Annotated in this window: 18 protein-coding genes and 1 pseudogene; 9 read left to right on the forward strand and 10 right to left on the reverse strand. The window is 59.4% G+C overall.

What is annotated here, in order from left to right:
- Positions 1 to 189: 189 nt before the first annotated feature.
- Positions 190 to 1,401 (reverse strand): annotated as a pseudogene (locus AC1DU9_RS14885) (pyridoxal phosphate-dependent aminotransferase).
- 412 nt (positions 1,402 to 1,813) lie between these two features.
- Here AC1DU9_RS14885 and AC1DU9_RS14890 point away from each other — a divergent pair.
- The gene (locus tag AC1DU9_RS14890) at positions 1,814 to 2,173 is read left to right on the forward strand and encodes a DUF6124 family protein (protein ID WP_223463085.1); all 360 of its coding nucleotides are present in this window, start codon (positions 1,814 to 1,816) and stop codon (positions 2,171 to 2,173) included.
- A gap of 130 nt (positions 2,174 to 2,303) precedes the next feature.
- Here the strand turns inward: AC1DU9_RS14890 and AC1DU9_RS14895 are convergent, their stop codons facing one another.
- Positions 2,304 to 3,440 carry a glycerate kinase gene (locus AC1DU9_RS14895; protein WP_477810420.1) on the reverse strand — a complete coding sequence of 379 codons (1,137 nt, stop codon included), beginning with the start codon at positions 3,438 to 3,440 and terminating at the stop codon, positions 2,304 to 2,306.
- Positions 3,441 to 3,697: 257 nt separating this feature from the next.
- Positions 3,698 to 4,819, reverse strand: a complete 1,122-nt coding sequence (locus tag AC1DU9_RS14900; RefSeq protein ID WP_457265959.1) for a sugar diacid recognition domain-containing protein — start codon at positions 4,817 to 4,819, stop codon at positions 3,698 to 3,700.
- A gap of 170 nt (positions 4,820 to 4,989) precedes the next feature.
- On the opposite strand from AC1DU9_RS14900, the gene AC1DU9_RS14905 reads away from it, so the two are divergent.
- From AC1DU9_RS14905 to rarD, 3 genes are all read left to right on the forward strand, one after another.
- On the forward strand, positions 4,990 to 6,300 hold the full coding sequence (locus AC1DU9_RS14905; protein ID WP_223463082.1) for an MFS transporter: 1,311 nt from the start codon (positions 4,990 to 4,992) through the stop codon (positions 6,298 to 6,300).
- Between the two features lie 207 nt (positions 6,301 to 6,507).
- Positions 6,508 to 7,521: an aldo/keto reductase gene (locus AC1DU9_RS14910; protein WP_223463081.1), complete on the forward strand. Its 1,014-nt coding sequence runs from the start codon at positions 6,508 to 6,510 to the stop codon at positions 7,519 to 7,521.
- A gap of 197 nt (positions 7,522 to 7,718) precedes the next feature.
- Positions 7,719 to 8,600 (forward strand): EamA family transporter RarD, encoded by an 882-nt coding sequence (gene rarD, locus AC1DU9_RS14915; protein ID WP_223463080.1) that lies wholly within the window; start codon positions 7,719 to 7,721, stop codon positions 8,598 to 8,600.
- A gap of 139 nt (positions 8,601 to 8,739) precedes the next feature.
- On the opposite strand, the gene hppD is transcribed toward rarD, so the two are convergent.
- The gene (gene hppD, locus AC1DU9_RS14920; RefSeq protein ID WP_223463079.1) at positions 8,740 to 9,816 is read right to left on the reverse strand and encodes a 4-hydroxyphenylpyruvate dioxygenase; all 1,077 of its coding nucleotides are present in this window, start codon (positions 9,814 to 9,816) and stop codon (positions 8,740 to 8,742) included.
- A gap of 250 nt (positions 9,817 to 10,066) precedes the next feature.
- Positions 10,067 to 11,011 (reverse strand): DMT family transporter, encoded by a 945-nt coding sequence (locus AC1DU9_RS14925; protein WP_223463078.1) that lies wholly within the window; start codon positions 11,009 to 11,011, stop codon positions 10,067 to 10,069.
- 77 nt (positions 11,012 to 11,088) lie between these two features.
- On the opposite strand from AC1DU9_RS14925, the gene AC1DU9_RS14930 reads away from it, so the two are divergent.
- The 3 genes from AC1DU9_RS14930 to AC1DU9_RS14940 all read left to right on the forward strand — a co-directional run bounded on the left by AC1DU9_RS14930 (position 11,089) and on the right by AC1DU9_RS14940 (position 14,205).
- On the forward strand, positions 11,089 to 11,961 hold the full coding sequence (locus AC1DU9_RS14930) for a LysR family transcriptional regulator (RefSeq protein ID WP_223463077.1): 873 nt from the start codon (positions 11,089 to 11,091) through the stop codon (positions 11,959 to 11,961).
- 112 nt (positions 11,962 to 12,073) lie between these two features.
- Positions 12,074 to 13,606 carry an EAL domain-containing protein gene (locus AC1DU9_RS14935; protein WP_223463076.1) on the forward strand — a complete coding sequence of 511 codons (1,533 nt, stop codon included), beginning with the start codon at positions 12,074 to 12,076 and terminating at the stop codon, positions 13,604 to 13,606.
- A gap of 233 nt (positions 13,607 to 13,839) precedes the next feature.
- A complete protein-coding gene (locus AC1DU9_RS14940) occupies positions 13,840 to 14,205 on the forward strand; it encodes a histone-like nucleoid-structuring protein, MvaT/MvaU family (protein WP_223463075.1) in 366 nt (121 codons plus the stop codon).
- A 164-nt stretch (positions 14,206 to 14,369) separates the two neighbouring features.
- Here the strand turns inward: AC1DU9_RS14940 and AC1DU9_RS14945 are convergent, their stop codons facing one another.
- Complete coding sequence (locus tag AC1DU9_RS14945; RefSeq protein ID WP_223463074.1) at positions 14,370 to 14,888, reverse strand: DUF4946 domain-containing protein; 519 nt, start codon at positions 14,886 to 14,888, stop codon at positions 14,370 to 14,372.
- A gap of 144 nt (positions 14,889 to 15,032) precedes the next feature.
- On the opposite strand from AC1DU9_RS14945, the gene gloA reads away from it, so the two are divergent.
- Complete coding sequence (gene gloA / locus AC1DU9_RS14950) at positions 15,033 to 15,554, forward strand: lactoylglutathione lyase (protein ID WP_223463073.1); 522 nt, start codon at positions 15,033 to 15,035, stop codon at positions 15,552 to 15,554.
- Positions 15,555 to 15,746: 192 nt separating this feature from the next.
- Here the strand turns inward: gloA and ahpF are convergent, their stop codons facing one another.
- The 3 genes from ahpF to AC1DU9_RS14965 form a co-directional block, all read right to left on the reverse strand.
- A complete protein-coding gene (gene ahpF, locus AC1DU9_RS14955) occupies positions 15,747 to 17,309 on the reverse strand; it encodes an alkyl hydroperoxide reductase subunit F (protein ID WP_477810421.1) in 1,563 nt (520 codons plus the stop codon).
- Positions 17,310 to 17,436: 127 nt separating this feature from the next.
- Positions 17,437 to 18,000 carry an alkyl hydroperoxide reductase subunit C gene (gene ahpC, locus AC1DU9_RS14960; protein ID WP_007975937.1) on the reverse strand — a complete coding sequence of 188 codons (564 nt, stop codon included), beginning with the start codon at positions 17,998 to 18,000 and terminating at the stop codon, positions 17,437 to 17,439.
- A gap of 138 nt (positions 18,001 to 18,138) precedes the next feature.
- Positions 18,139 to 19,077, reverse strand: coding sequence for a site-specific integrase (locus AC1DU9_RS14965; protein ID WP_223463071.1), 939 nt, complete (start codon positions 19,075 to 19,077; stop codon positions 18,139 to 18,141).
- 179 nt (positions 19,078 to 19,256) lie between these two features.
- Here AC1DU9_RS14965 and AC1DU9_RS14970 point away from each other — a divergent pair, with 179 nt between their 5' ends.
- Positions 19,257 to 20,267, forward strand: a complete 1,011-nt coding sequence (locus AC1DU9_RS14970; protein ID WP_223463070.1) for a DNA-binding protein — start codon at positions 19,257 to 19,259, stop codon at positions 20,265 to 20,267.
- Here AC1DU9_RS14970 and gorA read toward each other — a convergent pair.
- Positions 20,264 to 21,622 carry a glutathione-disulfide reductase gene (gorA, locus tag AC1DU9_RS14975; RefSeq protein WP_223463069.1) on the reverse strand — a complete coding sequence of 453 codons (1,359 nt, stop codon included), beginning with the start codon at positions 21,620 to 21,622 and terminating at the stop codon, positions 20,264 to 20,266. The two genes, AC1DU9_RS14970 and gorA, sit on opposite strands and share 4 nt — an antisense overlap.
- Between the last annotated feature and the right edge of the window lie 208 nt (positions 21,623 to 21,830).

Here is a 21,830-nt window from a genome sequence, read left to right on the forward strand (position 1 = left end):
TTTCCATCGGTCGACAACAGGGACGCTGCGGGCAAGCCAAATGAACGTCTTCGCGCAGCAGGCCGAACTGACCTTGGGCGGATTAAGCACTCATGGAAAAAAAAGCGATACTGTCAAAGTTGACAGGTGGGTGCCGATTCCCTGCGCAGGAAGGATGGGGGCGCAGGGTTCAAAACGACGAAGAAAACCTCAAGACCGCGCCGAAAAGCTCAGGCTCGCAGCCCCCTCGAGCAAGTCCGTTACACACAGAGAAATACGTCGACAGGCGTCCGCCAGCTTCAGCCGGTCCACCACCAGGCCGATGCGAATGTGCCCCGCCGCACTCGGCCCGAAGGCTTCGCCGGCCAGCACCGAAACGCCATATAGCCATCCAGCAGCCGCTCGGCGAAATGCTGGGCCGACAACCCGGTCTGGCGCACGTCGACCATCACGAACATGCCGCCATCGGGGCGAATCGCCCGGATGCCAGGGCACAGATCCAGACTGGCGCGCACCAGGTCGCGACGCAGGCGATATTCCTCACACATCAGCGCCACGTGCGGAAGGTTTTCATCCAGCGCCAATTGCGCGGCGTTCTGGATGAAATCCGGAATGCCGAACAGCATGCACAACGACAGATTCACCAAATGTTCACACAGCGATTGCGGCCCGACCACCCAGCCCACCCGCCAGCCACTCATGGCGTGGGATTTCGACAGGATGTTGATGGTCGCCGCTCGCTCGGCCATGCCCGGCAAACTCGCGGGGCTGATGTGCTCGCCCTCGAACAGCAGCTCGCTGTACACCTCGTCGCTGATCAACCACAGGTCATGGCGAATGCATAATTGGGCCAGCGCTTTCCAGGCCTTCATTGGCAGGCTGGCCCCGGAGGGGTTGTTCGGGCTGTTGAGCAACATCGCGCGGGTGTTCGGTGTGATCAGTGCCGCGACATCGGCCGGATCGACCCGAAAGCCGTTCTGCGAACACACCGGCACCGGCACCACTTTGGCCCCGCTGGCACCAAACACGGCTTCGTAGGTCACGTACATCGGTTCAGCGACGAGCACTTCGTCGCCCGGGTCAAGCAGGCATTGCACCACCGAATACACCGCGCACTGCGCCCCGGGGAATACGATTACATGCTCGGCATCCACCGACTGGCCGCTGCGCTGGCGATGACGCCGGGCGATGCTGTCGCGCAAGCCTTGGCTGCCGCGCACCACCGGGTAGTGGGTGTCGCCGGCCAGCAAACTGCCAATCGCGGCCTGGACGATGGGTTGTGGGGTGTCGAAATCCGGGTCACCGATCGACAGCAGCAAGACATCGACACCCTGCTCGCGCAGCGCCAGCTGCTCGATCATGAATCTGCCAGGCCGCCGCTCCGTCACCGGCGATTCGTTGGGTCAAGGCTGAGTAGCGCATGGTGTTCTCCTGTGGCGCGTGTTCCTTGCCTCAACCCTATGTCAAATCGCGAAACACGCCAGCCGCGGGCGCCTGTTTAAAGGCGTTTAAGATTACTTCATGCAAGCTACAAGACCTTGCACCATTGCCTACGGTTACGCCAGAATCCGCCGGCTTGTGCGCCTTGGAGCCCATCGGTAACTTGATTCGCGTCACTGATTGTCAGTGATCGGGTTTAGCAGCCTGTGTTAACTCAGTTGTGCGTGCATCTGTCATGCAGGTCTTTCTGTTGCCTGTACTTGATGGTAGCTGTACGCAGGGCGCTCTCGAGCGCGCCGGATTGCTGAGTTTCCGGTCTGCTAACCTGCGTGCAGTTGCCACCCTCTTCGTTTAGCGGCCGGAGGGTTGGCACATCATTAGGACAACTCAGCATATGTTCAAAGTAACTCCAAACCCGCCGGACACCGACCCGACATCCCCGTACGAACCCGATTCAAAAAAACTCAACGAAGCCGCCGAGCGTGCCCTCGCCTTCCACTTCCCCTCGACCGCCGACATCAAAGCCACGCCGCGTACTCCCGGCACGCTGTTTACCGTGAACCTTGAAGCCACGACCGAAACCCTGGTGGTGTATCTGGTGGAAACGCTGGCGTCAGTCGACGTGATGGTCCACCAGTTGGTGGATCATCTGGACGGAGGGTCACGCAATGCGCTGCTGGGGATTTCCAACAGCGTGATGCTGGCGGAGATCACGGCGAATCGAGTGCTGGATCAGATTGATCCGCCCGAATAGCCGATCAAGACACAAAACCTGTGGGAGCGAGCTTGCTCGCGATGGCGTCTTGTCAGTCAGCATTGATGTCGCTGACACTCCGCTATCGCGAGCAAGCTCGCTCCCACAGGGATCGTGGTGTTCAAACGCTTTACTGACTGGCCGCCCGCCACACGCGTGCAATATCACTCGCCCGCTCGCGCAGCAAGCGCGGCGCCTCGGCACAGGCCTGCTCCAGGGTCATCGGCCCGCTCGCCAGGGCAAACGCAGCGTCGATGCCGTGTTCATAGAGCGCCTGATAACCGTCGCCCAGGGTGCCGGCGATGACGATGACCGGCACCCCGTGTTCCCGGGCGATCCGTGCCACACCAAAGGGCGTCTTGCCGCGCAGGGTTTGCGCATCGAAACGACCTTCGCCGGTGATCACCAGGTCGGCGCCGGCTACGGAGTCAGCCAGGCCCACGAGTTCGGCCACCACCTCGACCCCGGCCTTGAACTGCGCACCGAGGAACGCCTTGGCGGCAAACCCCAGGCCGCCCGCCGCGCCACTGCCCGGCTCGTCGCGCACGTCGTTGCTCAAGGCAATCGCGCAATGGTCGGCAAAATGCCCCAGGGCACGGTCCAGTTGTTCGACCTGTACGGGCGAGGCGCCTTTTTGCGGGCCAAAAATCGCCGAGGCGCCGTGGGGACCGCACAATGGGTTGTTGACGTCGGCGGCGATGTCGAAGCGCACCCGCGCCAGACGCGGATCAATGCCGCTCAGGTCGACCCGGGCCAATTGCGCAAGGGCAAGACCGCCTGGTGACAACGTCTGCCCCCGGGCGTCCAGCAGTTTCACGCCCAGGGCCTGCATGGCACCGGCGCCGCCGTCATTGGTCGCACTGCCGCCAATCGCCAGGATCACCCGTTGCGCACCGGCATCCAGCGCGGCGCGGATCAATTGCCCGGTACCGAAAGTGCTGCTGATGCAGGCATCGCGTTGCGCCACCGGGACCAACTGCAAACCGCTGGCCTCGGCCATTTCGATGATCGCGGTGTGGCTCTGCGGCAACCAGCCCCAGGCGGCATCCACCGTTGCTCCCAGCGGCCCGCGAACCATGGTGCGGCGCTGTTCGCCTTCACAGGCGGCAAGAATCGACTCGACAGTCCCCTCCCCGCCGTCGGCCATCGGGCATTTGATCAGTTGGGCATCAGGCCAGACTTGCGCCAATCCCAATGCAATGGCGTCGGCCACGCCTTGAGCGCTGAGGCTGTCCTTGAACGAGTCGGGGGCGATCACGATTTTCATGGGAATTCTCCAGTTCCAATGCCCACATGCTGCCAGCCGCCTTGAACAATAACGCCGGGCCGCTGCACAAGCGGTGTTGAGGATTATTGTTCATTTCCACAAAGCCCGGCGGAAGCGGCATCGTCCACAAATCTGTGCACCACCACAAATAACTGTGGGAGCGAGCTTGCTCGCGATGGCGGCGCATCAGTCAGCATTAATGTCTCTGACACACCGATATCGCGAGCAAGCTCGCTCCCACAGGGAATGTGTATGGTTCAGGGGTTCGTGTCTGTCTGGGGGAGCAGTTGCACGCCGAGGTACAGCGCGAGCATCCCATCGAGTCGCAGTGGATCAACCCCGCTGAGCTCGGCAATCCGCTCCATGCGATAACGCAGGCTGTTGCGATGGATGCCCAGTGCATCGGCGCAGGCCTGGCTCTGGCCGTCGTGTTCGCACCAGCTGCGCAGGGTCGCCAGCAACTGACCGTTGCTGTCCTTGGCAATGACCCTGCGCAGCGGGTTGAGCAGTTCGTCGAGGGCGTCGTCGTTGCGGTGGCGCCAGAGCATCACCGGCAGCCGATAGCGGTTCAGCATCAGCAATCGGGAGCGCGGCAGCACCTCGCGTCCATAGGCCAGCAAGTCACCGACCCGACGATAGCAGCGGCGCAACCCGGCCAGCCCGTCGGCTTGCCCACCCACGGCGATACGCAGGATGTTCCAGCCAAGGCCATCGAGCTTGTCCAGCAAGCGCTCGTTCTCCACCGACTGACTGGCCGGCCGGCACCAGAGCAATGAAGTTTTGGCCGAACTCACGCACCAACTGTCGGGGTGACGGGTCGTCAACCAGGCACTCAGAGCCTCGACGGTTTGCCCTGGAGCGTGTTCCAGGCCCAGCTCGAACAGATAGGGCACCCGGGTCATTTGTGGTTTGAGCCCAAGCTGCTGCGCTTCATCGACCAGTCGCGGAGAATCTCCGGCTTCGCTGAGCAACAGCGCCAGCAGATCATCGCAGCGCTGGCGCCGCCATTGCTGTTCGGCCTGCTGGTTGCGCTGGCCCACCAGCATTTCGGCGGTCATGCGCACCAGTTCGGCGTAGGTGCGCAGTTGCTCGGGTTCGCCGGTGATGCCCAGTACGCCGATCAGGCGCTGATCGAGCAACAGCGGCAGGTTGATGCCCGGCTGCACGCCCTTGAGATGAATCGCCGTCTGCGCATCGATCTCCACCACCCGGCCGTTGGCCAGGACCAGTTGCGCACCTTCATGCCGGGTGTTGACCCGCTCCGGCTCGCCACTGCCCAGGATCAAGCCCTGGCTGTCCATGACATTGACGTTGTACGGCAGGATAGCCATCGCCCGGTCGACGATGTCCTGGGCCAGGTCGTGATCGAGTTCGAACATGCATGTGATCCTTGAAGACGGTGATGGAACGGGTTGTTCACCCGCACAGGCCTTGGTAACAAACCCTGTGCTCAGGCACAAAGACAGCCACCCTGAGGGTGGTCGAGACTCTCTTGGCGATCAACGTTACCCTTTGCATCGCAAAAAATCATAATAAAGAGAGAGCCGCCATGACACAGAGCGCCATAGCGTCCGACGCCATCGCTGACGACAAAAACGCCGTCTACAAGCGCATCACCCTGCGTTTGATCCCCTTCATTTTCATCTGCTACCTGTTCAACTACCTCGACCGGGTAAACGTTGGATTTGCCAAACTGCAGATGCTCGACGCGCTGAAGTTCAGCGAAACCGTGTACGGCCTCGGTGCCGGCATCTTCTTTATCGGTTATGTGCTGTGCGGTGTGCCAAGCAACCTGGCCCTGACCAAATTCGGCCCGCGACGCTGGATCGCGCTGATGATGATCACCTGGGGCACGCTGTCGACCTGCCTGCTGTTCGTCACCACCCCGACCGAGTTCTACACCTTGCGCCTGTTCACCGGCGCTGCCGAAGCCGGGTTCTTCCCCGGTGTTGTGCTCTATCTCTCGCAGTGGTTCCCGACCTTCCGCCGTGGCCGCATCATGGCGCTGTTCATGTCGGCGATCCCGGTGTCCGGCCTGCTCGGCAGCCCGTTCTCCGGCTGGATTCTCAACCACTTCGGCGCAGGCCAGGGCGGTCTCGCCGGCTGGCAATGGATGTTCCTGCTACAAGGCATTCCGACCGTGATCCTCGGTGCGCTGGCTTATTTCCTGCTCAGCGACAGCTACGCCAACGCCAAGTGGCTGACCCCGTTCGAGCGCTCGGTGCTGGAAGCCGACCACGCCGAAGATCTGGCGAACAAGCCGAAAACCACCACCGACTCACTGCTGGCGGTGTTCAAGAACCCGGCGATCTGGGCCTTCGGCCTGATCTACTTCTGCATCCAGAGTGGCGTCTACGCGATCAACTTCTGGTTGCCGTCGATCATCAAGAACCTGGGCTTCAGCGATAACCTGGTGATCGGCTGGTTGAGCGCGATTCCGTACCTGCTGGCCGCCGTTTTCATGCTGATGGTCGGCCGTTCGGCGGACCTGCGCAAAGAACGCCGCTGGCATTTGGTGGTGCCGATGTTGATGGGCGCGCTGGGGCTGCTGATTGCGGTGAACTTCGCCGCCAACCCGGCCATCGCGATTCTCGGCCTGAGCATCGCCACCATGGGCGCCCTCACCGGCCTGCCGATGTTCTGGCCGGTGCCGACCGCCCTGCTCAGTGCCGGCGCCGCCGCGGGCGGCCTGGCGCTGATCAACTCCATGGGACAGATGGCCGGCTTCCTCAGCCCGTACCTGGTGGGTTGGGTCAAGGACAGCACCGGTTCGACCGATGCGGCGCTGTACCTGCTGGCGGGCGTGATTGTCTGCGGCAGTCTGTTGGCGCTGCGCATGACCCGTACCCTGCGCGCCTGACCACCACCTGACCACTGTAGGAGCGAGCCTGCTCGCGATGGACGTCAACGATAACGCGTTTATCCTGGATAAACGTGGTGTCCTGAAGTTCTTCGCGAGCAGGCTCGCTCCTACAGTTTGATTCGAGTGTGTTTGAGATTTACGTTTGCTCCTGGCAATGATTCTGGTATCTGATTGAGCCTTTCCCACTGGTAAAAGGATTTGCTCATGAGCTACCGCACGCTGGGTCATTCGGGTCTGCAGGTGTCCACCCTGACCCTGGGCACCATGATGTTCGGCGAACAGACCAGCACCGAAGATTCCCTGCGGATCATCGACAAGGCCTGGGACCAGGGCATCAATTTCATCGACACTGCCGACGTCTACACCAACGGCCGCTCCGAGGAAATCGTCGGCGAAGCCATCGCCAGCCGTCGCCATGAATGGGTGTTGGCCACCAAGGTCGGCTTCGGCCCCGTAGACGGCGTCCCCAACCGCAGCGGCCTGAGCCGCAAACACCTGTTCAACGGCATCGATGCCAGCCTGACGCGCCTGGGCACCGACTACCTCGACATCTATTACCTGCACCGCGAAGACCACGACACGCCGCTGGAAGTCACGATCTCGGCCATCGGCGACTTGATCCGCCAGGGCAAAATCCGCTATTGGGGCCTGTCCAACTACCGTGGCTGGCGCATCGCCGAAGTCATTCGCGTGGCCGACAGACTTGGCGTTGACCGGCCGGTGATCAGCCAGCCGCTGTACAACATCGTCAACCGCCAGGCTGAAACCGAGCAGATCACGGCGGCGCAAAACTACGGTCTGGGTGTGGTGCCCTACAGCCCGCTGGCGCGCGGGGTGCTCAGCGGCAAATACGCGCCGGATGTGAAGCCGGACGCCAACAGCCGTGCCGGACGTCAGGACAAACGCATCCTGGAAACCGAATGGCGCGTCGAGTCCCTGCGCATCGCCCAGCAGATTCAGGAGTACACCCAGGGCCGTGGCGTGGGTATCGTCGAGTTTGCGATTGCCTGGGTGCTGAACAACAGCGCCGTCACCTCGGCCATTGTCGGGCCTCGTACCGAAGCGCAATGGGACGCCTACACTAAGGCGCAGGCGGTGAAGATCACGGCCGAGGACGAGGCGTTCATCGATTCGCTGGTGACGCCGGGGCATGCGTCGACACCGGGGTTCAATGATGTGAGTCATTTTGTGTCCGGCCGTAAACCGCGCAATAACTGAACAAACACATAACCCTTTGTAGGAGTGAGCCTGCTCGCGATAGCGGTACTACGTTCAACAGAGATGTTGACTGGAAGATCGCCATCGCGAGCAGGCTCGCTCCTACAGTTGGACAGCGTTGATCGATCGGACAATATTCGTCCCGAAAACCACGTATCCTCCGCACCCCGTTTCACCTTCAACCTTGCGAGGACAGCTTGTCTAAAGGTATCGCTCTATCGGTTTCAGCCTCGGTGCTGTTTGCCGTCATGTATTACTACACGTCGCTGCTCACCCCCTTGAGCGGCGTGGAAATCTTCGGTTGGCGCATGCTGCTGACCGTGCCGTGCATGACCGTGTTCATGGTGGCGTCCGGCGAGTGGAAGCGCGTGCTGGAGATCGTTCGACGCGCCATGGCCAATCCGAAACTGATTGGCGGGCTGATCGCCTCCTCTGCCCTTCTCGGCGTGCAACTGTGGTTGTTCATGTGGGCGCCGCTCAACGGCTACAGCCTCGACGTATCACTGGGCTATTTCCTGCTGCCGCTGACCATGGTCTTGACCGGTCGCCTGGCCTACGGCGAACGCCTGTCCTACCTGCAAAAAGTTGCCGTGGTATTCGCCTGCCTGGGCGTGATCAACGAGGTGTATCGGGTCGGTGGTTTTTCCTGGGCGACCTTGCTGGTCTGCATTGGCTATCCGACCTACTTCATCCTGCGCAAACGGCTGGCGGCGGACAACCTCGGCGGGTTATGGCTGGACATGGCATTGACGCTGCCGGTGGCCGTCTGGTTCGTTCAGAGCGGCGCGCAAGGTTTCGCTGTGTTTGACCAGCATCCATGGTTGTCGCTGTTGATCCCGCTGCTCGGCGTGATCAGTGCGTCGGCGCTGGTGGTCTACATCATTGCCAGCCGCTTGTTGCCGTTCAGCCTGTTCGGCCTGTTGAGCTACGTCGAACCGGTGCTGCTGCTGGGGGTGGCATTGCTGTTGGGAGAGAGCATCAAGGCCGGCGAATGGCTGACCTACATCCCGATCTGGATGGCCGTGCTGGTGCTGATGTTTGAAGGGTTCAAGCATCTGGTGCGGCAGCGCAGGCCTTAAGCTCACACAAAACAAATGTGGGAAACAAAATGTGGGAGCGAGCTTGCTCGCGATTACAGTGTGTCAGTCAACATTAATGTTGAATGTACAACCGCTATCGCGAGCAAGCTCGCTCCCACAGTTTTATCGGTGTAACGGCTTAGTCGGTGGAGAGAACACCACGACGAACCTGGTCACGCTCGATGGATTCGAACAGTGCCTTGAAGTTGCCTTCGCCGAAACCATCGTCGCCCTTGCGCTGGATGAACTCAAAGAACACCGGCCCCATCAGGGTTTCCGAGAATATCTGCAGCAGCAGACGCTTGTCGCCCGACTCGGACGAACCGTCCAGCAAAATGCCCCGTGCTTGCAGTTCACCAACCGGCTCGCCGTGGTTCGGCAAACGGCCTTCGAGCATTTCGTAGTAGGTCTCCGGTGGCGCGGTCATGAAGCGCATGCCGATGCTTTTCAGGTGGTCCCAGGTCTTGAGCAGGTCATCGGACAGGAACGCAACGTGCTGGATGCCTTCGCCGTTGAACTGCATCAGGAACTCTTCGATCTGCCCGGCGCCCTTGGACGATTCTTCGTTCAACGGAATGCGGATCATGCCGTCCGGCGCGGTCATGGCCTTGGAGGTCAGGCCGGTGTATTCGCCCTTGATGTCGAAGTAACGGATTTCGCGGAAATTGAACAGCTTCTCGTAGAAGTTGGCCCAGTAGGCCATGCGACCGCGATACACGTTGTGGGTCAGGTGATCGATGATCTTCAGGCCGGCACCGACCGGATGGCGGTCCACACCTTCGATGAACACGAAGTCGATGTCATAGATCGAGCTGCCCTCGCCGAAACGGTCGATCAGGTACAGCGGCGCACCGCCGATGCCTTTGATCGCCGGCAGGTTCAACTCCATCGGGCCGGTTTCGATGTGGATCGGCTGGGCGCCGAGTTCCAGGGCGCGCTTGTAGGCTTTTTGCGAATCCTTGACGCGAAACGCCATGCCGCACACCGACGGGCCGTGCTCGGCCGCAAAGTACGAGGCCACGCTGTGGGGTTCGTTATTGAGGATCAGGTTGATCGCGCCCTGGCGATACAGGTGCACGTCCTTGGAACGGTGGGTCGCCACCTTGGTGAAGCCCATGATCTCGAAGATCGGTTCCAGGGTATTCGGGGTTGGCGATGCGAGCTCGATGAATTCAAAGCCCATCAGGCCCATTGGGTTTTCGTATAAATCTGCCATGGTCGGCGCCTCATCATGCTTTTGGAATTAACAAATGTTAGTTGCTAGCAATGCTGAGACCGGTGGGTGGCGCACAGGAGATGCCCCGCACGCTGCGGGCGAGAAAGTCACCGTAGATCAGTTGAAACCCGAATATCTTCATTGTCGACCCAAGGCTCTTGCGGGCGAGGCTTCTGCTGCCAGAAGACGATTATTATTGTATGCGTAAACCGATTCTACACAGCGTAAATCAATTTGTCCGCCTTCTGTATCAAATCCCCTTTTTCCCTGCTCGTGCAAGGGGTTTATTGCACAGGAAAATCCCCGTCAGAATCAGCCCGCCACCCAGACACATTGCCAGCGTCAGCGGCTCACCCAGCAGCAGTGCGCCAAGGAGAACCGCCGTCAGCGGATTCAAGGCAATGAACACCCCGGAACGCGTCGCACCGATTTTGCGGATGCCGTCGTAATAGCCGATATAGGCCAGCGCCGAGCCCAGCACACCCAGGTACAACAGGCTCAACCATTGCTGCGCACCCAGGCTGGCGACCGCGTCGATACTCACCTCGCCGCGGACGATGCAGGTTATCCAGAGCATGATCGTGCCCAGCAGAATCGAATACGTCACCGTTTGCACCGGCCCCAGCGTGTGGTTCAGCTCTCTGGAGCACAGCGAGTAGATGCCCCAGCCGAGGACGCAGCCGAAAATCAGCAGATCGCCAATCCAGGCGTCGGCACCACCGGCCATTAACTGCGGGTTGCGACTGACGATCACCATGCTCGCGCCCGCTATACAGATCGCAATACCGGCGACTTTGGCCCGGTTCAAACGCTCCTTGAACAGCAGCCAGGAAGCCAGGCCGATCACCGCCGGATTCAGCGCCACGATCAAGGATGCCCGTGAGGCGCTGATGTAGTGCAGGCCGTAAAAGAAGCACAGGTTGTAAAAAAAGATCCCGAAAAAGCCAAGCAAAAGCAATTGCAGCCATTGCCGGGGGTTGGGCCAAACCAGCGGTGTCCGCGCCATGCGTACAAACAGCAGCAACGCCACGCTGGCCAGCAGAAACCGCAGGCTGGCCGCCAATAGCGGGCTGAGGCTGTTGGCCAGATAGCGTCCGGCAACGAAGGTGCCACCCCACACCATGGTGACCGCCGCCAGTTTCAGATACACCGGCAGATCCGAGGGTTTTGCCAGGCTTTGCTCACAGATCGTCATGGATTCCAGGACCGGAAATTGGAGAGATGACGTATCATTTGGCTAATACCCAGTCATCGTAAAATGAGCAAACACTCATGACCCTCACTCAACTGGAGGTTTTTTCCCTCGTGGCCGAACTCCACGGCTTCACGGCAGCGGCCAATCGCCTGGGTATTTCCCAATCGGCGGTGTCCCATGCCTTGAAGTCCCTGGAGCTGGAGTTGGGTGTCGAGTTGTTGCGCCGCCATCAATCCCAAGTCGAGTTGAGCGACATTGGCCAGCAGCTGTTGCTGCGCGCCCGAGCGATGCTCGGCCTGGCCAACACCCTGCGCCAGGAAGCGGCCGATGCGCGGGGCATGAAACGCGGCACGCTGCGCATCGGCTCCTTCGGCCCGACCTCATCGATCAAATTGCTGCCGTTGATTCTGCAGCAGTACCGCGCCGCCCATCCCGGCATAGAGGTGCATATCGACGAAGGCCCCGACCGCCAGGTGCTCCAGTGGCTGGAGGAACGACGGATCGACATCGGCTTTGTGGTGCTGCCCGAGGAGCGTTTCGACACGGTCGCGTTGATCGAAGACCAGATGGTCGCGCTGCTGCCCGCCGACCACCCGCTGACGGCTCACGACAGCCTGAGCCTGAAGGACCTGTGCGATTTCCCGTTTGTGCTGACCGAGGCCGGTTCTTCGGAGCTGGTTTCACGCCTGTTCACGGCGGCCCGGCTGACGCCCAACATCCGTTATCGCTGCTCGCAGTTGATGAGTACCCTGGATGTCGTCGCTCGTGGCGACGGGGTGACGGTAGTTGCCGAAGGTTCATTGCCCGATCAAATTGACGGCCGCTGTGTGAAAAAACCGCTGTCGCCGGCAGTGTTGCGCCAGGTCGGCCTGGCGGTACTCGATCGACGCCAGGCATCACCCGCGACGCTGGCCTTTATCAAACTGGCCGCAAGCCTTGACTGGCGTTGAGCGGCATAACCGCCAAGGGCCAACTATCATGGCCCGTACCCGAACTCTTCATGGGAGGCGTTTTGTCCTGCCAGCGTTTGAGAGCATTACTTCTTCGTGACAGGATTCGCGAATGCCGCTGAAAGCCAAAACCCGCAGTCGCAGCACAAGAATGGCTGTCACCCTGATCAGTGGATTGCTCCCGGTGCTGCTGGGGGTCGCCATTCTTTACATGCAAGCGGGGCGTGCGCTCAAACAAGGCGCCGAACAAACCGCCGAAGAAGCGATTCGCCAGTTCGACTTGATGCTCGACAACACCGCCCAGGCCGCTCGTGAACTACTGCCGCTGGCCGGCCAAAGTTGCGGCGATGTCAATCTGGCCCTGCGCGAGCAGGTCACTCGCCGCCCATTCGTGCGCTCGACCAGTCTGGTGTGGGACAACAATCTCTATTGCAGTTCTTTGTTCGGCGACTACCAGGAGAAGGTCAACCCCGGTGACTACACCCAGGGCGCCTTATGGCTCATGAGCGGCAATCCGGTGACGCCCGACACCGCCTTGCTGGTCTACCGCCTGAGTGAAGGAAAAAAAGGTGCACTGGCGAATCTCGATGGTCATCACTTGAGCAATATTCTGCGCTTGATCGGCCGCAAGACCTTGCTCTTGCTGCAAGTTGGCCCGGACTGGATAGCCGCCGACGGCAAGGTTCACAGGGAAGCCGCGCCTGACCTGCCCGTTGCACAAAGTCGATTGACCTCCCGGCACTATGCTTTTGCCGTGGAAGCCGGCTTTCCCAAAGGCGAAACCTGGCGATACATGAGCAGCGAATATCCACCGCTTTTCAGTCTGCTGATTTTCTTTGGCGTGATTGCCGGGTCAATCGGTCACTTCCTGCAAAAGCGCTCATCGGCCCCCACCCAGGAAATGCAACGGGCACTGGAAGCTCAAGAGTTCATTCCATATTTCCAGCCTGTGGTGCATGGCGACAACAAACACTGGTCCGGCGCTGAAGTGCTGATGCGCTGGAAACATCCGAAAGAAGGCCTGGTGCGTCCGGATCTGTTCATCCCGTTTGCCGAGCACTCCGGGCTGATCGTACCGATGACCCGCTCGCTCATGCGACAGACCGCCGCCCTGCTCGCGCCGCAATCCGCCGGATTCAACAAGCCGTTCCACATCGGCATCAACATCACCGCCAGCCATTGCCAGGACCTGGAACTGGTCAAAGACTGTCGCGAGTTTCTCGATGCGTTCGAGCCGGGCTCGATCCATCTGGTGCTGGAACTGACCGAACGTGAACTGATCGAGCCCACGGCCATCACCCTGCAACTATTGGAGCAACTTCGCGAACTGGGCGTGAAAATCGCCATCGACGACTTCGGCACGGGCCACTCGAGCCTTGGCTACCTGCGGCAGTTCAATGTCGATTTTCTGAAAATCGACCAGAGTTTTGTCGCCATGATCGGCATCGACACACTCTCCAGCCACATCCTCGACAGCATCATCGAACTGGCGGTCAAACTCGACCTTGCCCTGGTGGCCGAAGGTGTCGAAACCCGTGAACAGAGTGATTACCTGAGTGCTCGTCAGGTCAACTTCCTGCAAGGTTATCTGTTCGGCAAACCCATGCCCGGTGCGGAATTCATTAGTGCATTAAGCAACCATTAACTAGCGGATTTAACCGAGAAAACAACGACTACACGCACCAATTTGAATCAAAACACTACTGCCGTTACATGAAGAAAAAGACAGGATTTACTCTTGGCCAATTAACTACTACAATTTTACATGCCTGCGCAAAATTGACAGGTGAGCCACTATCACCGAGTCGCTACAAGGCTCTTGGCTTATAGCTTTGTTTGCGGTTGGTATCAGCCAAACACACTATTGGAGTAAAGATATTGTCCAGACTCGCTGAATTTCGTGCAGCCGAAAAGGCCCTTCAAGAACAGCTCAAGCAGTTGGAATCCCTGAAGAACGATGCCGGGCTCAAGAAAGAAATCGAATTCGAAGAGAAGCTCCAGGGCTTGATGAAATCCTATGGCAAGAGCCTGCGCGACATCATCGCCATTCTCGATCCCAACCCGGCAAAATCCGGATTGCTGCAGGCAGCAGCACCTAAAACCCGCCGCGCCCGAGTGGTCAAGGTTTATCAGAACCCGCATACCGGCGAGCTGATTGAAACCAAGGGCGGCAACCACCGCGGCCTGAAAGCCTGGAAAGAACAGTACGGTGCAGCCACCGTTGATTCCTGGCTGCGCGGCTAACTCTCGCGGCGACAAAAAAGCCCTGCTTATGCAGGGCTTTTTCATGGGTTATCTAATATGCCAGGGGCGGACACCCGTCAACTACCTGACTGCCACCAACTTTGTGCTTAATCCATTTGGATATCTAAAATTTTCTTCATGCATCGAAAAAGCACTGTCGCTTACTAAAGTTTCAAGCTGTTACGGGCCGCGTCTATTTCATCCTGGCTCGCCTTATAAGCCTCGGCCTGCCCGGCGTAGGAAAGAACATAGGCCTTATCGGCATCCACCGCGGCCACCAATGTTTGAGAAAGCACATGCCTGCCGTTTTGCGTGACGGTACAGGTTGTTTCCAGCGCGGCCAATCGACTCAGCGTAGTCGCATGAATTCGCGTGCAGACACTTTGATACCCGCCCTGAAAGAAGTCTTTTTGAACTGACTTGCGCATCTCCAGCAATACGCCTTCGAGGTTTACCTGGTGATCGCTTTGCACCGGACTCATGGTCAGTTCCATCACCATGAGCGGCGATCCATTCTGGTCATTTTTCACCGCCCGCTGGCGACTCACCCCCGACACCGATTCAGGCACGACTTCGACCTGCCAACCTTCCGGCCAGGTCACTACGGGCGCATCGGCACGCGCAGCGCCAGCCACCGAAAGCACGCTTAACAGAATGAACAGCAGTTTATGGAATCTAATCATTGCACTGGGCACTCACGGATCAAGCCGTAAAGTCTGGGCCCAGGCCGGCCGCCAGGCAATAGCCGACTGCTTGGGTTTGGTGATGTCCGAGCCCTTGCGTATCATTGTCGCCATTCGTTAGCCCACATATTTCCCGGAGGGCCCATGAGCCTGCACGAATTGAACACCTTCCCCGGCGTCACCGCCCAACCGGACGCCGCCACACAGAAGTTTGTCTTCAACCACACCATGCTGCGGGTCAAGGACATCACCAAGTCCCTGGATTTCTACACACGCATTCTGGGCTTTACCCTGGTGGAAAAACGCGACTTCCCGGAAGCCGAGTTCAGCCTGTATTTCCTGGCACTGGTCGACAAAAACCAGATCCCGGCCGATGCGGCCACGCGCACCGAGTGGATGAAATCGATACCCGGCATTCTGGAGCTGACCCACAACCACGGCACCGAGAACGATGCGGATTTCGCCTACCATAACGGCAACACCGACCCCCGCGGTTTCGGCCACATCTGCATCTCGGTACCGGACATCGTCGCCGCCTGCGAGCGCTTTGAAGCACTGGGCTGCGATTTCCAGAAACGCTTGAGCGATGGTCGTATGAAGAGCCTGGCGTTCATCAAGGACCCGGACGCCTACTGGGTCGAGATCATTCAGCCAGCACCGCTCTAAGCTTCACCGCAAATCCCCTGTGGGAGCGGGCTTGCCCGCGATGACGGCGGCACATTCAGCATTGATGGTGACTGGAGCACCGCCTTCGCGGGCAAGCCCGCTCCCACAGGAAAGCATTCCAGATTCAGGAATGTGAACGACACAAAAAACCCCACGATCACTCATGGGGTTTTGTGTTTTCAGCGCCAGGATTCATGCCGGGGCGGAAGTCCGGATCAAGTGATCGAAAGCGCTCAGGGAAGCCTTGGCGCCCTCGCCCACTGCGATCACGATCTGCTTGTACGGCACGGTGGTCACGTCGCCGGCGGCGAACACACCCGGTACCGACGTTTCACCACGAGCATCGACGATGATCTCGCCACGGGGTGACAACTCGATCGTACCTTTGAGCCAATCGGTGTTCGGCAACAAGCCGATCTGCACAAAGATCCCTTCCAGCTCCACACTGCGCAATTCGTCGCTCTGACGATCCTTGTAGCGCAGGCCGTTGACCTTCTGGCCGTCGCCGGTGACTTCAGTGGTTTGTGCACTGGTGATCACGGTGACGTTCGGCAGGCTGTGCAACTTGCGCTGCAATACCGCATCGGCGCGCAACTGCACGTCGAATTCCAGCAACGTGACATGGGACACGATACCGGCCAGGTCGATGGCCGCTTCAACGCCGGAGTTGCCGCCGCCAATCACTGCCACGCGCTTGCCCTTGAACAGCGGACCGTCGCAGTGCGGGCAGTACGCCACGCCTTTGTTGCGGTACTCCTGCTCGCCCGGGACGTTCATTTCACGCCACCGTGCACCGGTCGCCAGAATCACGGCTATGGCTTTTAACGATGCGCCACTAGCGAAGTGGACTTCATGCAGTTCGCCGTTTTTGCCAGGAATCAGCTTGTCGGCGCGCTGCAGGTTCATGATGTCGACGTCGTACTGCTTGACGTGTTCTTCCAGGGCCACGGCCAGTTTCGGCCCTTCGGTTTCCTGCACCGAGATGAAGTTTTCGATGGCCATGGTGTCCAGCACCTGCCCACCAAAACGTTCCGCCGCGACACCGGTGCGAATGCCTTTACGGGCCGCGTAGATTGCCGCCGAGGCACCGGCCGGGCCACCACCGACCACCAGCACATCAAAAGCTTGCTTGGCACTGATTTTCTCGGCCTGGCGTTCGATGCCGCTGGTGTCGATTTTGGCGAGGATTTCTTCCAGGCCCATGCGGCCCTGACCGAAGTTCACGCCATTGAGGTAGATGCTCGGCACCGCCATGATCTGGCGCTCATCGACTTCAGCCTGGAACAGCGCACCGTCGATGGCGACGTGGCGAATCTTCGGATTCAGCACGGCCATCAGGTTCAGCGCCTGGACCACGTCCGGGCAGTTCTGGCAGGACAGCGAGAAGTAAGTCTCGAAGTTGAACTCACCTTCGAGCGAGCGGATCTGTTCGATCACTTCGGCACTGGCCTTCGAAGGGTGACCGCCGACTTGCAGCAAGGCCAGCACCAAGGACGTGAATTCGTGGCCCATCGGGATGCCGGCGAAACGCAGGCTGATATCGGCTCCCGGGCGATTGATCGAGAACGACGGCTTGCGTGCATCATCGCCGTTGTCGAGCAAGGTAATCCGGGTGGAAAGACTGGCAACGTCTTTCAACAGTTCGAGCATTTCCCGGGATTTCGCACCGTCGTCGAGGGAAGCAACGATCTCGATCGGCTGGGTGACCCGTTCCAGGTACGATTTCAACTGGGCTTTAAGATTGGTGTCCAACATACGGGCGATTTCCTTGAATTCTTGAGACAAAAAAACGCCCGAGCGAATCTTGCCCGGGCGTTTTTATTGGGCGGTGCAGCTTGCTTAGAAGGTGCGCAAGTGCGCCCTGATGAAGCGCGTCACAGACTTAGATCTTGCCGACCAGGTCCAGGGACGGCGCCAGAGTGGCCTCGCCTTCTTTCCACTTGGCCGGGCAAACCTGGCCTGGGTGAGCAGCGACGTACTGGGCAGCCTTGATTTTGCGCAGCAATTCGGAAGCGTCACGGCCTACACCGCCGTCGTTCAGTTCAACGATCTTGATCTGGCCTTCCGGGTTGATCACGAAGGTGCCACGGTCAGCCAGACCGGCTTCTTCGATCAGCACGTCGAAGTTGCGGGAGATGGCGTGGGTCGGGTCACCGATCATGGTGTACTGGATCTTGCCGATGGCTGGCGAAGTGTTGTGCCAGGCAGCGTGGGCAAAGTGGGTGTCGGTGGAAACGCTGTAGATCTCGACGCCCAGCTTCTGGAACGCGTCGTAGTTGTCGGCCAGGTCTTCCAGTTCGGTCGGGCAGACGAAAGTGAAGTCGGCCGGGTAGAAGAACACCACAGACCACTTGCCTTTCAGGTCGGCGTCCGAGACTTTTACGAAGTCGCCATTTTTGAATGCGTCAGCTTTGAACGGTTTAACTTGGCTGTTGATGATAGGCATCGTTGACTCTCCGTCATGGGTTAAGAAGTTGATGGAGAGAACTTTACCCACTCGACGGACGGTTGGCTCATTGGCAAACCTGATGCTGCTGATTGGCTTTCGCTATTAGCCAGCTGTATTAATAGAAGAAAACGGTATCTAGGGTGACACGGGCTTTTCCGTGATGCGCGCCATGCCGAGGAACGGACTGGCTTCGATGTAACGCATGGCCGACTTCATGTCCTTCCAGCCCACATAGCTCATCAGCGACTTCAAATCCCAGCCACTCTGATGCGCCCAGGTCGCAAAACCGCGACGCAAGGAGTGACTGGTGTAAAGCTCGCCAGCGATACCCGCCCGCGCCAACGCCTGGCGCAATAACGGAATCACGCTGTTGGCGTGCAATCCTTCCCCGCCCAAATGCCCCCAGCGGTCTATGCCCCGGAACACCGGTCCGCGCACCAGTGCCGCCTCGGTAATCCAGTCGATATAGGCCTGCACCGGACACAACCGCTGCAAGGCCGGCGTTTGATAGGTCTTGCCGAGGTTATCGCGATCACTCTTGCTGCGCGGCAGATAGAGACTGATGCCGGAGCCGACGCTGGCCTGAACGTGTTCAACCTGGAGCCGGCACAACTCATCACTGCGAAAGCCGCGCCAGAAGCCCAGCAGGATCAACGCCATGTCGCGCCTGGCCCGCAGTAAACCCGGTCGGTCGCCTGCGGCCCTGGCGGTTTGCACTTCTAGCTCCAGACAACTGACCACCTGTTCCAGATGCCGAAGCTGCAAGGGTTCAGCCTGCTTCTCTTGGGCCGGATGCAGCGCACGAATACCCTTGAATACTTTGCGCACCACCGGCGCCTTGGTGGGATCGGCAAAGCCCTGACTGTTGTGCCACTGCGCCAGCGCCGAAAGCCGCAACTTGAGCGTATTGATCGACAACACCCCGGCATGCTCCACCAGATACCGCGCCACGCTGTCGCCGGTGGCCGGCAGAAAACCGCCCCACGTGACTTCGAAGTGTTCGATGGCCGCGCGATAGCTGCGGCGGGTGTTGTCGCGTGTCGCAGCCTGCAGGTAACGATCCAGCTCGGTCATGGGGGTCAACTCTTGAATTCATACCGTTTTGACGGGTCAAAAACCGGTACTTGGCGTATCACACGGGGTAATACCAGTATATCCCGCGTTAATAGCATTCAGTATTTAACTTTATGGATTGAATGGTACAATGTGTATTTACGTGGTACGTACCACATCATCAAAACCCGGGAGAACTCATGGCACGCGGCGGTGTAAATAAAGCGGTGGTTCAAGCCGCTCGGTTGGCGATCCTCGCCCGCGGCGAAAACCCCAGCATCGATGCAGTACGCATCGAGATGGGCAATACCGGCTCGAAAACCACGATCCATCGCTATCTCAAGGAGCTCGATGACAGGTTTGAACCTGTCGAAGCGCCGACAGAGCCGATTGACGACGAACTGATGGCGCTGGTGGCGCGGCTCGCACAACGACTCAAGGAGCAGGCGCAGGAACCTATCGATCAGGCGCGCACGCAGTACGAAGAACAACGCAAGTCGCTGGAACATCAGCTCGGCGAAGCGCAAGAGGCCAACAGCGAACTGCACCAGCAATACGAATTTCAGAGCCTGGCGCTGACTCAGGAGTCCGAGGCCCTGCACGAAACCCGCGCCATGCTGCAAACGGAGCAAACCCGCAACGCCGGACTGAACCAGGCGCTGGCCGATTTTGAATTGCGCTTGAGAGACAAGGACGAGCAGATCCGCTCCCTTGAAGAAAAACACCTGCACACTCGCGACGCACTGGAGCACTACCGCAATGCGGTCAAGGAACAGCGCGAACAGGAAATGAGTCGCCACGAAGGCCAGGTGCAACAGATACAGATGGAACTGCGCCAGGCACAACAAAGCGCACTGGTACGCCAGGATGAAATCACCCAGTTGCACCGTGACAATGAACGCTTGCTGACTGAAAACCGCGGCACGCTGCGCGAGCTGAGCCTGCTGCAAGAACAGCTCAAGCAAAGCAATAGCCGTCAGGATCAGTTGCTGGAACAGGCCACTCGCGTCGACGGCGAACGCACCCTCCTCCAGGAACGCCTGCGTGTTGCCCTGCTGGAAAGCCAGGCACTCAAACAGAACGTCGATGAGCAGTCGCAGCTCAACAAGTCACTGGAAATGGATCTGGCCAAGACCCGGGTGGATCTCGAAGAGCGCGTACGTCTGGCCGCGACCCTTGCGGCAGCGGCAGACGCAGCGAAGGACGATTAACCGGCGACCGGCGTACGCATGGTGACGAACTCTTCGGCGGCCGTCGGATGCACCCCGATGGTTTCGTCGAAGTCGCGCTTGGTGGCGCCGGCCTTCAAGGCAATCGCCAGGCCCTGGACGATTTCACCGGCGTCCGGGCCGACCATGTGACAACCCAAAACCTTGTCGGTCCTGGCGTCCACCACCAGCTTCATCAGCGTGCGCTCCTGGCATTCAGTCAGGGTCAGCTTCATCGGCCGGAAGCGGCTTTCGAAGACCTGCACGTCGTGGCCGGCTTCGCGGGCCTCTTCTTCGGTCAGACCGACAGTGCCGATGTTTGGCAGGCTGAACACCGCCGTCGGGATCATCTTGTAATCCACCGGACGATACTGCTCTGGCTTGAACAGGCGCCGTGCAACCGCCATGCCTTCAGCCAGCGCCACCGGTGTCAGCTGAACACGACCGATCACATCCCCCAGCGCCAGGATCGACGGCTCGGCGGTCTGATACAGCTCATCGACCTCGACAAAGCCTTTCCTGTCGAGTTTGACCCCGGTGTTTTCCAGCCCGAGATTGTCCAGCATCGGACGACGGCCTGTGGCGTAGAACACGCAATCAGCTTCCAGTTGGCGACCATCCTTGAGCGTGACCTTCAGGCTGCCATCGGCCTGCTTGTCGATGCGCTCGATGTCCGCATTGAATTGCAGGTCCATGCCGCGCTTGGTCAACTCTTCCTGCAAATGTTTGCGCACGGATCCGTCGAAACCGCGCAGGAACAGTTCACCGCGATACAGCAGCGTGGTCTGCGCACCGAGGCCATGGAAGATCCCGGCGAACTCGACCGCAATGTAGCCACCGCCCACCACCAACACGCGCTTGGGCAGCTCTTTGAGGAAGAACGCCTGGTTGGAACTGATGGCATGCTCGCGCCCCGGGATCTCCGGAATCTGCGGCCAGCCGCCGGTAGCGATCAGGATGTTTTTGGCGCTAAAGCGCTCGCCATTGATCTCGACCTGATGCGGATCGACGATCTTCGCGTGGCCTTCATGCAAGGTCACACCGCTGTTGACCAGCAGGTTGCGATAAATGCCATTGAGGCGATTGATCTCACGATCCTTGTTGGCGATCAGCGTCGCCCAGTCGAACTGCGCTTCATCCAGGCCCCAGCCAAAACCGGATGCCTGCTCGAAGTCTTCGGCAAAGTGCGCACCGTAGACCAGCAATTTTTTCGGCACGCAGCCGACGTTCACACAGGTCCCGCCCAGGTAGCGGCTCTCGGCCACGGCCACTTTCGCGCCGAACCCGGCAGCAAACCGCGCCGCCCGCACACCGCCAGAACCGGCACCAATCACATATAGGTCAAAATCGTAGGCCATTTTCAATCTCCTCGGCAGGTGACCAGCATACCCGCAGACATTTGTTGGGCAAGCGCTGCAGTCGATATGGGGCCTGAATCGAGTAGGAGGCGGATTTACATCCGCCGTCCTCTCACACCACCGTACGTACGGTTCCGTATACGGCGGTTCAGGTTAAGCGGTTAAGCCGGGTTATCGTGTCCAGTATTGAGACCAGCCCGAGTCGATC

This window comes from Pseudomonas sp. P4_C1 (assembly GCF_056402155.1).

Bases quoted from the DNA above. Each gene is read 5' to 3' on its own strand.
- AC1DU9_RS14890 (WP_223463085.1), top strand. From the start codon at position 1,814: ATGTTCAAAGTAACTCCAAACCCGCCGGACACCGACCCGACATCCCCG.
- AC1DU9_RS14895 (WP_477810420.1), bottom strand. From the start codon at position 3,440: ATGAAAATCGTGATCGCCCCCGACTCGTTCAAGGACAGCCTCAGCGCT.
- AC1DU9_RS14900 (WP_457265959.1), bottom strand. From the start codon at position 4,819: ATGTTCGAACTCGATCACGACCTGGCCCAGGACATCGTCGACCGGGCG.
- AC1DU9_RS14905 (WP_223463082.1), top strand. From the start codon at position 4,990: ATGACACAGAGCGCCATAGCGTCCGACGCCATCGCTGACGACAAAAAC.
- AC1DU9_RS14910 (WP_223463081.1), top strand. From the start codon at position 6,508: ATGAGCTACCGCACGCTGGGTCATTCGGGTCTGCAGGTGTCCACCCTG.
- hppD (WP_223463079.1), bottom strand. From the start codon at position 9,816: ATGGCAGATTTATACGAAAACCCAATGGGCCTGATGGGCTTTGAATTC.
- AC1DU9_RS14925 (WP_223463078.1), bottom strand. From the start codon at position 11,011: ATGACGATCTGTGAGCAAAGCCTGGCAAAACCCTCGGATCTGCCGGTG.
- AC1DU9_RS14930 (WP_223463077.1), top strand. From the start codon at position 11,089: ATGACCCTCACTCAACTGGAGGTTTTTTCCCTCGTGGCCGAACTCCAC.
- AC1DU9_RS14935 (WP_223463076.1), top strand. From the start codon at position 12,074: ATGCCGCTGAAAGCCAAAACCCGCAGTCGCAGCACAAGAATGGCTGTC.
- AC1DU9_RS14945 (WP_223463074.1), bottom strand. From the start codon at position 14,888: ATGATTAGATTCCATAAACTGCTGTTCATTCTGTTAAGCGTGCTTTCG.
- gloA (WP_223463073.1), top strand. From the start codon at position 15,033: ATGAGCCTGCACGAATTGAACACCTTCCCCGGCGTCACCGCCCAACCG.
- ahpF (WP_477810421.1), bottom strand. From the start codon at position 17,309: ATGTTGGACACCAATCTTAAAGCCCAGTTGAAATCGTACCTGGAACGG.
- ahpC (WP_007975937.1), bottom strand. From the start codon at position 18,000: ATGCCTATCATCAACAGCCAAGTTAAACCGTTCAAAGCTGACGCATTC.
- AC1DU9_RS14965 (WP_223463071.1), bottom strand. From the start codon at position 19,077: ATGACCGAGCTGGATCGTTACCTGCAGGCTGCGACACGCGACAACACC.
- AC1DU9_RS14970 (WP_223463070.1), top strand. From the start codon at position 19,257: ATGGCACGCGGCGGTGTAAATAAAGCGGTGGTTCAAGCCGCTCGGTTG.
- gorA (WP_223463069.1), bottom strand. From the start codon at position 21,622: ATGGCCTACGATTTTGACCTATATGTGATTGGTGCCGGTTCTGGCGGT.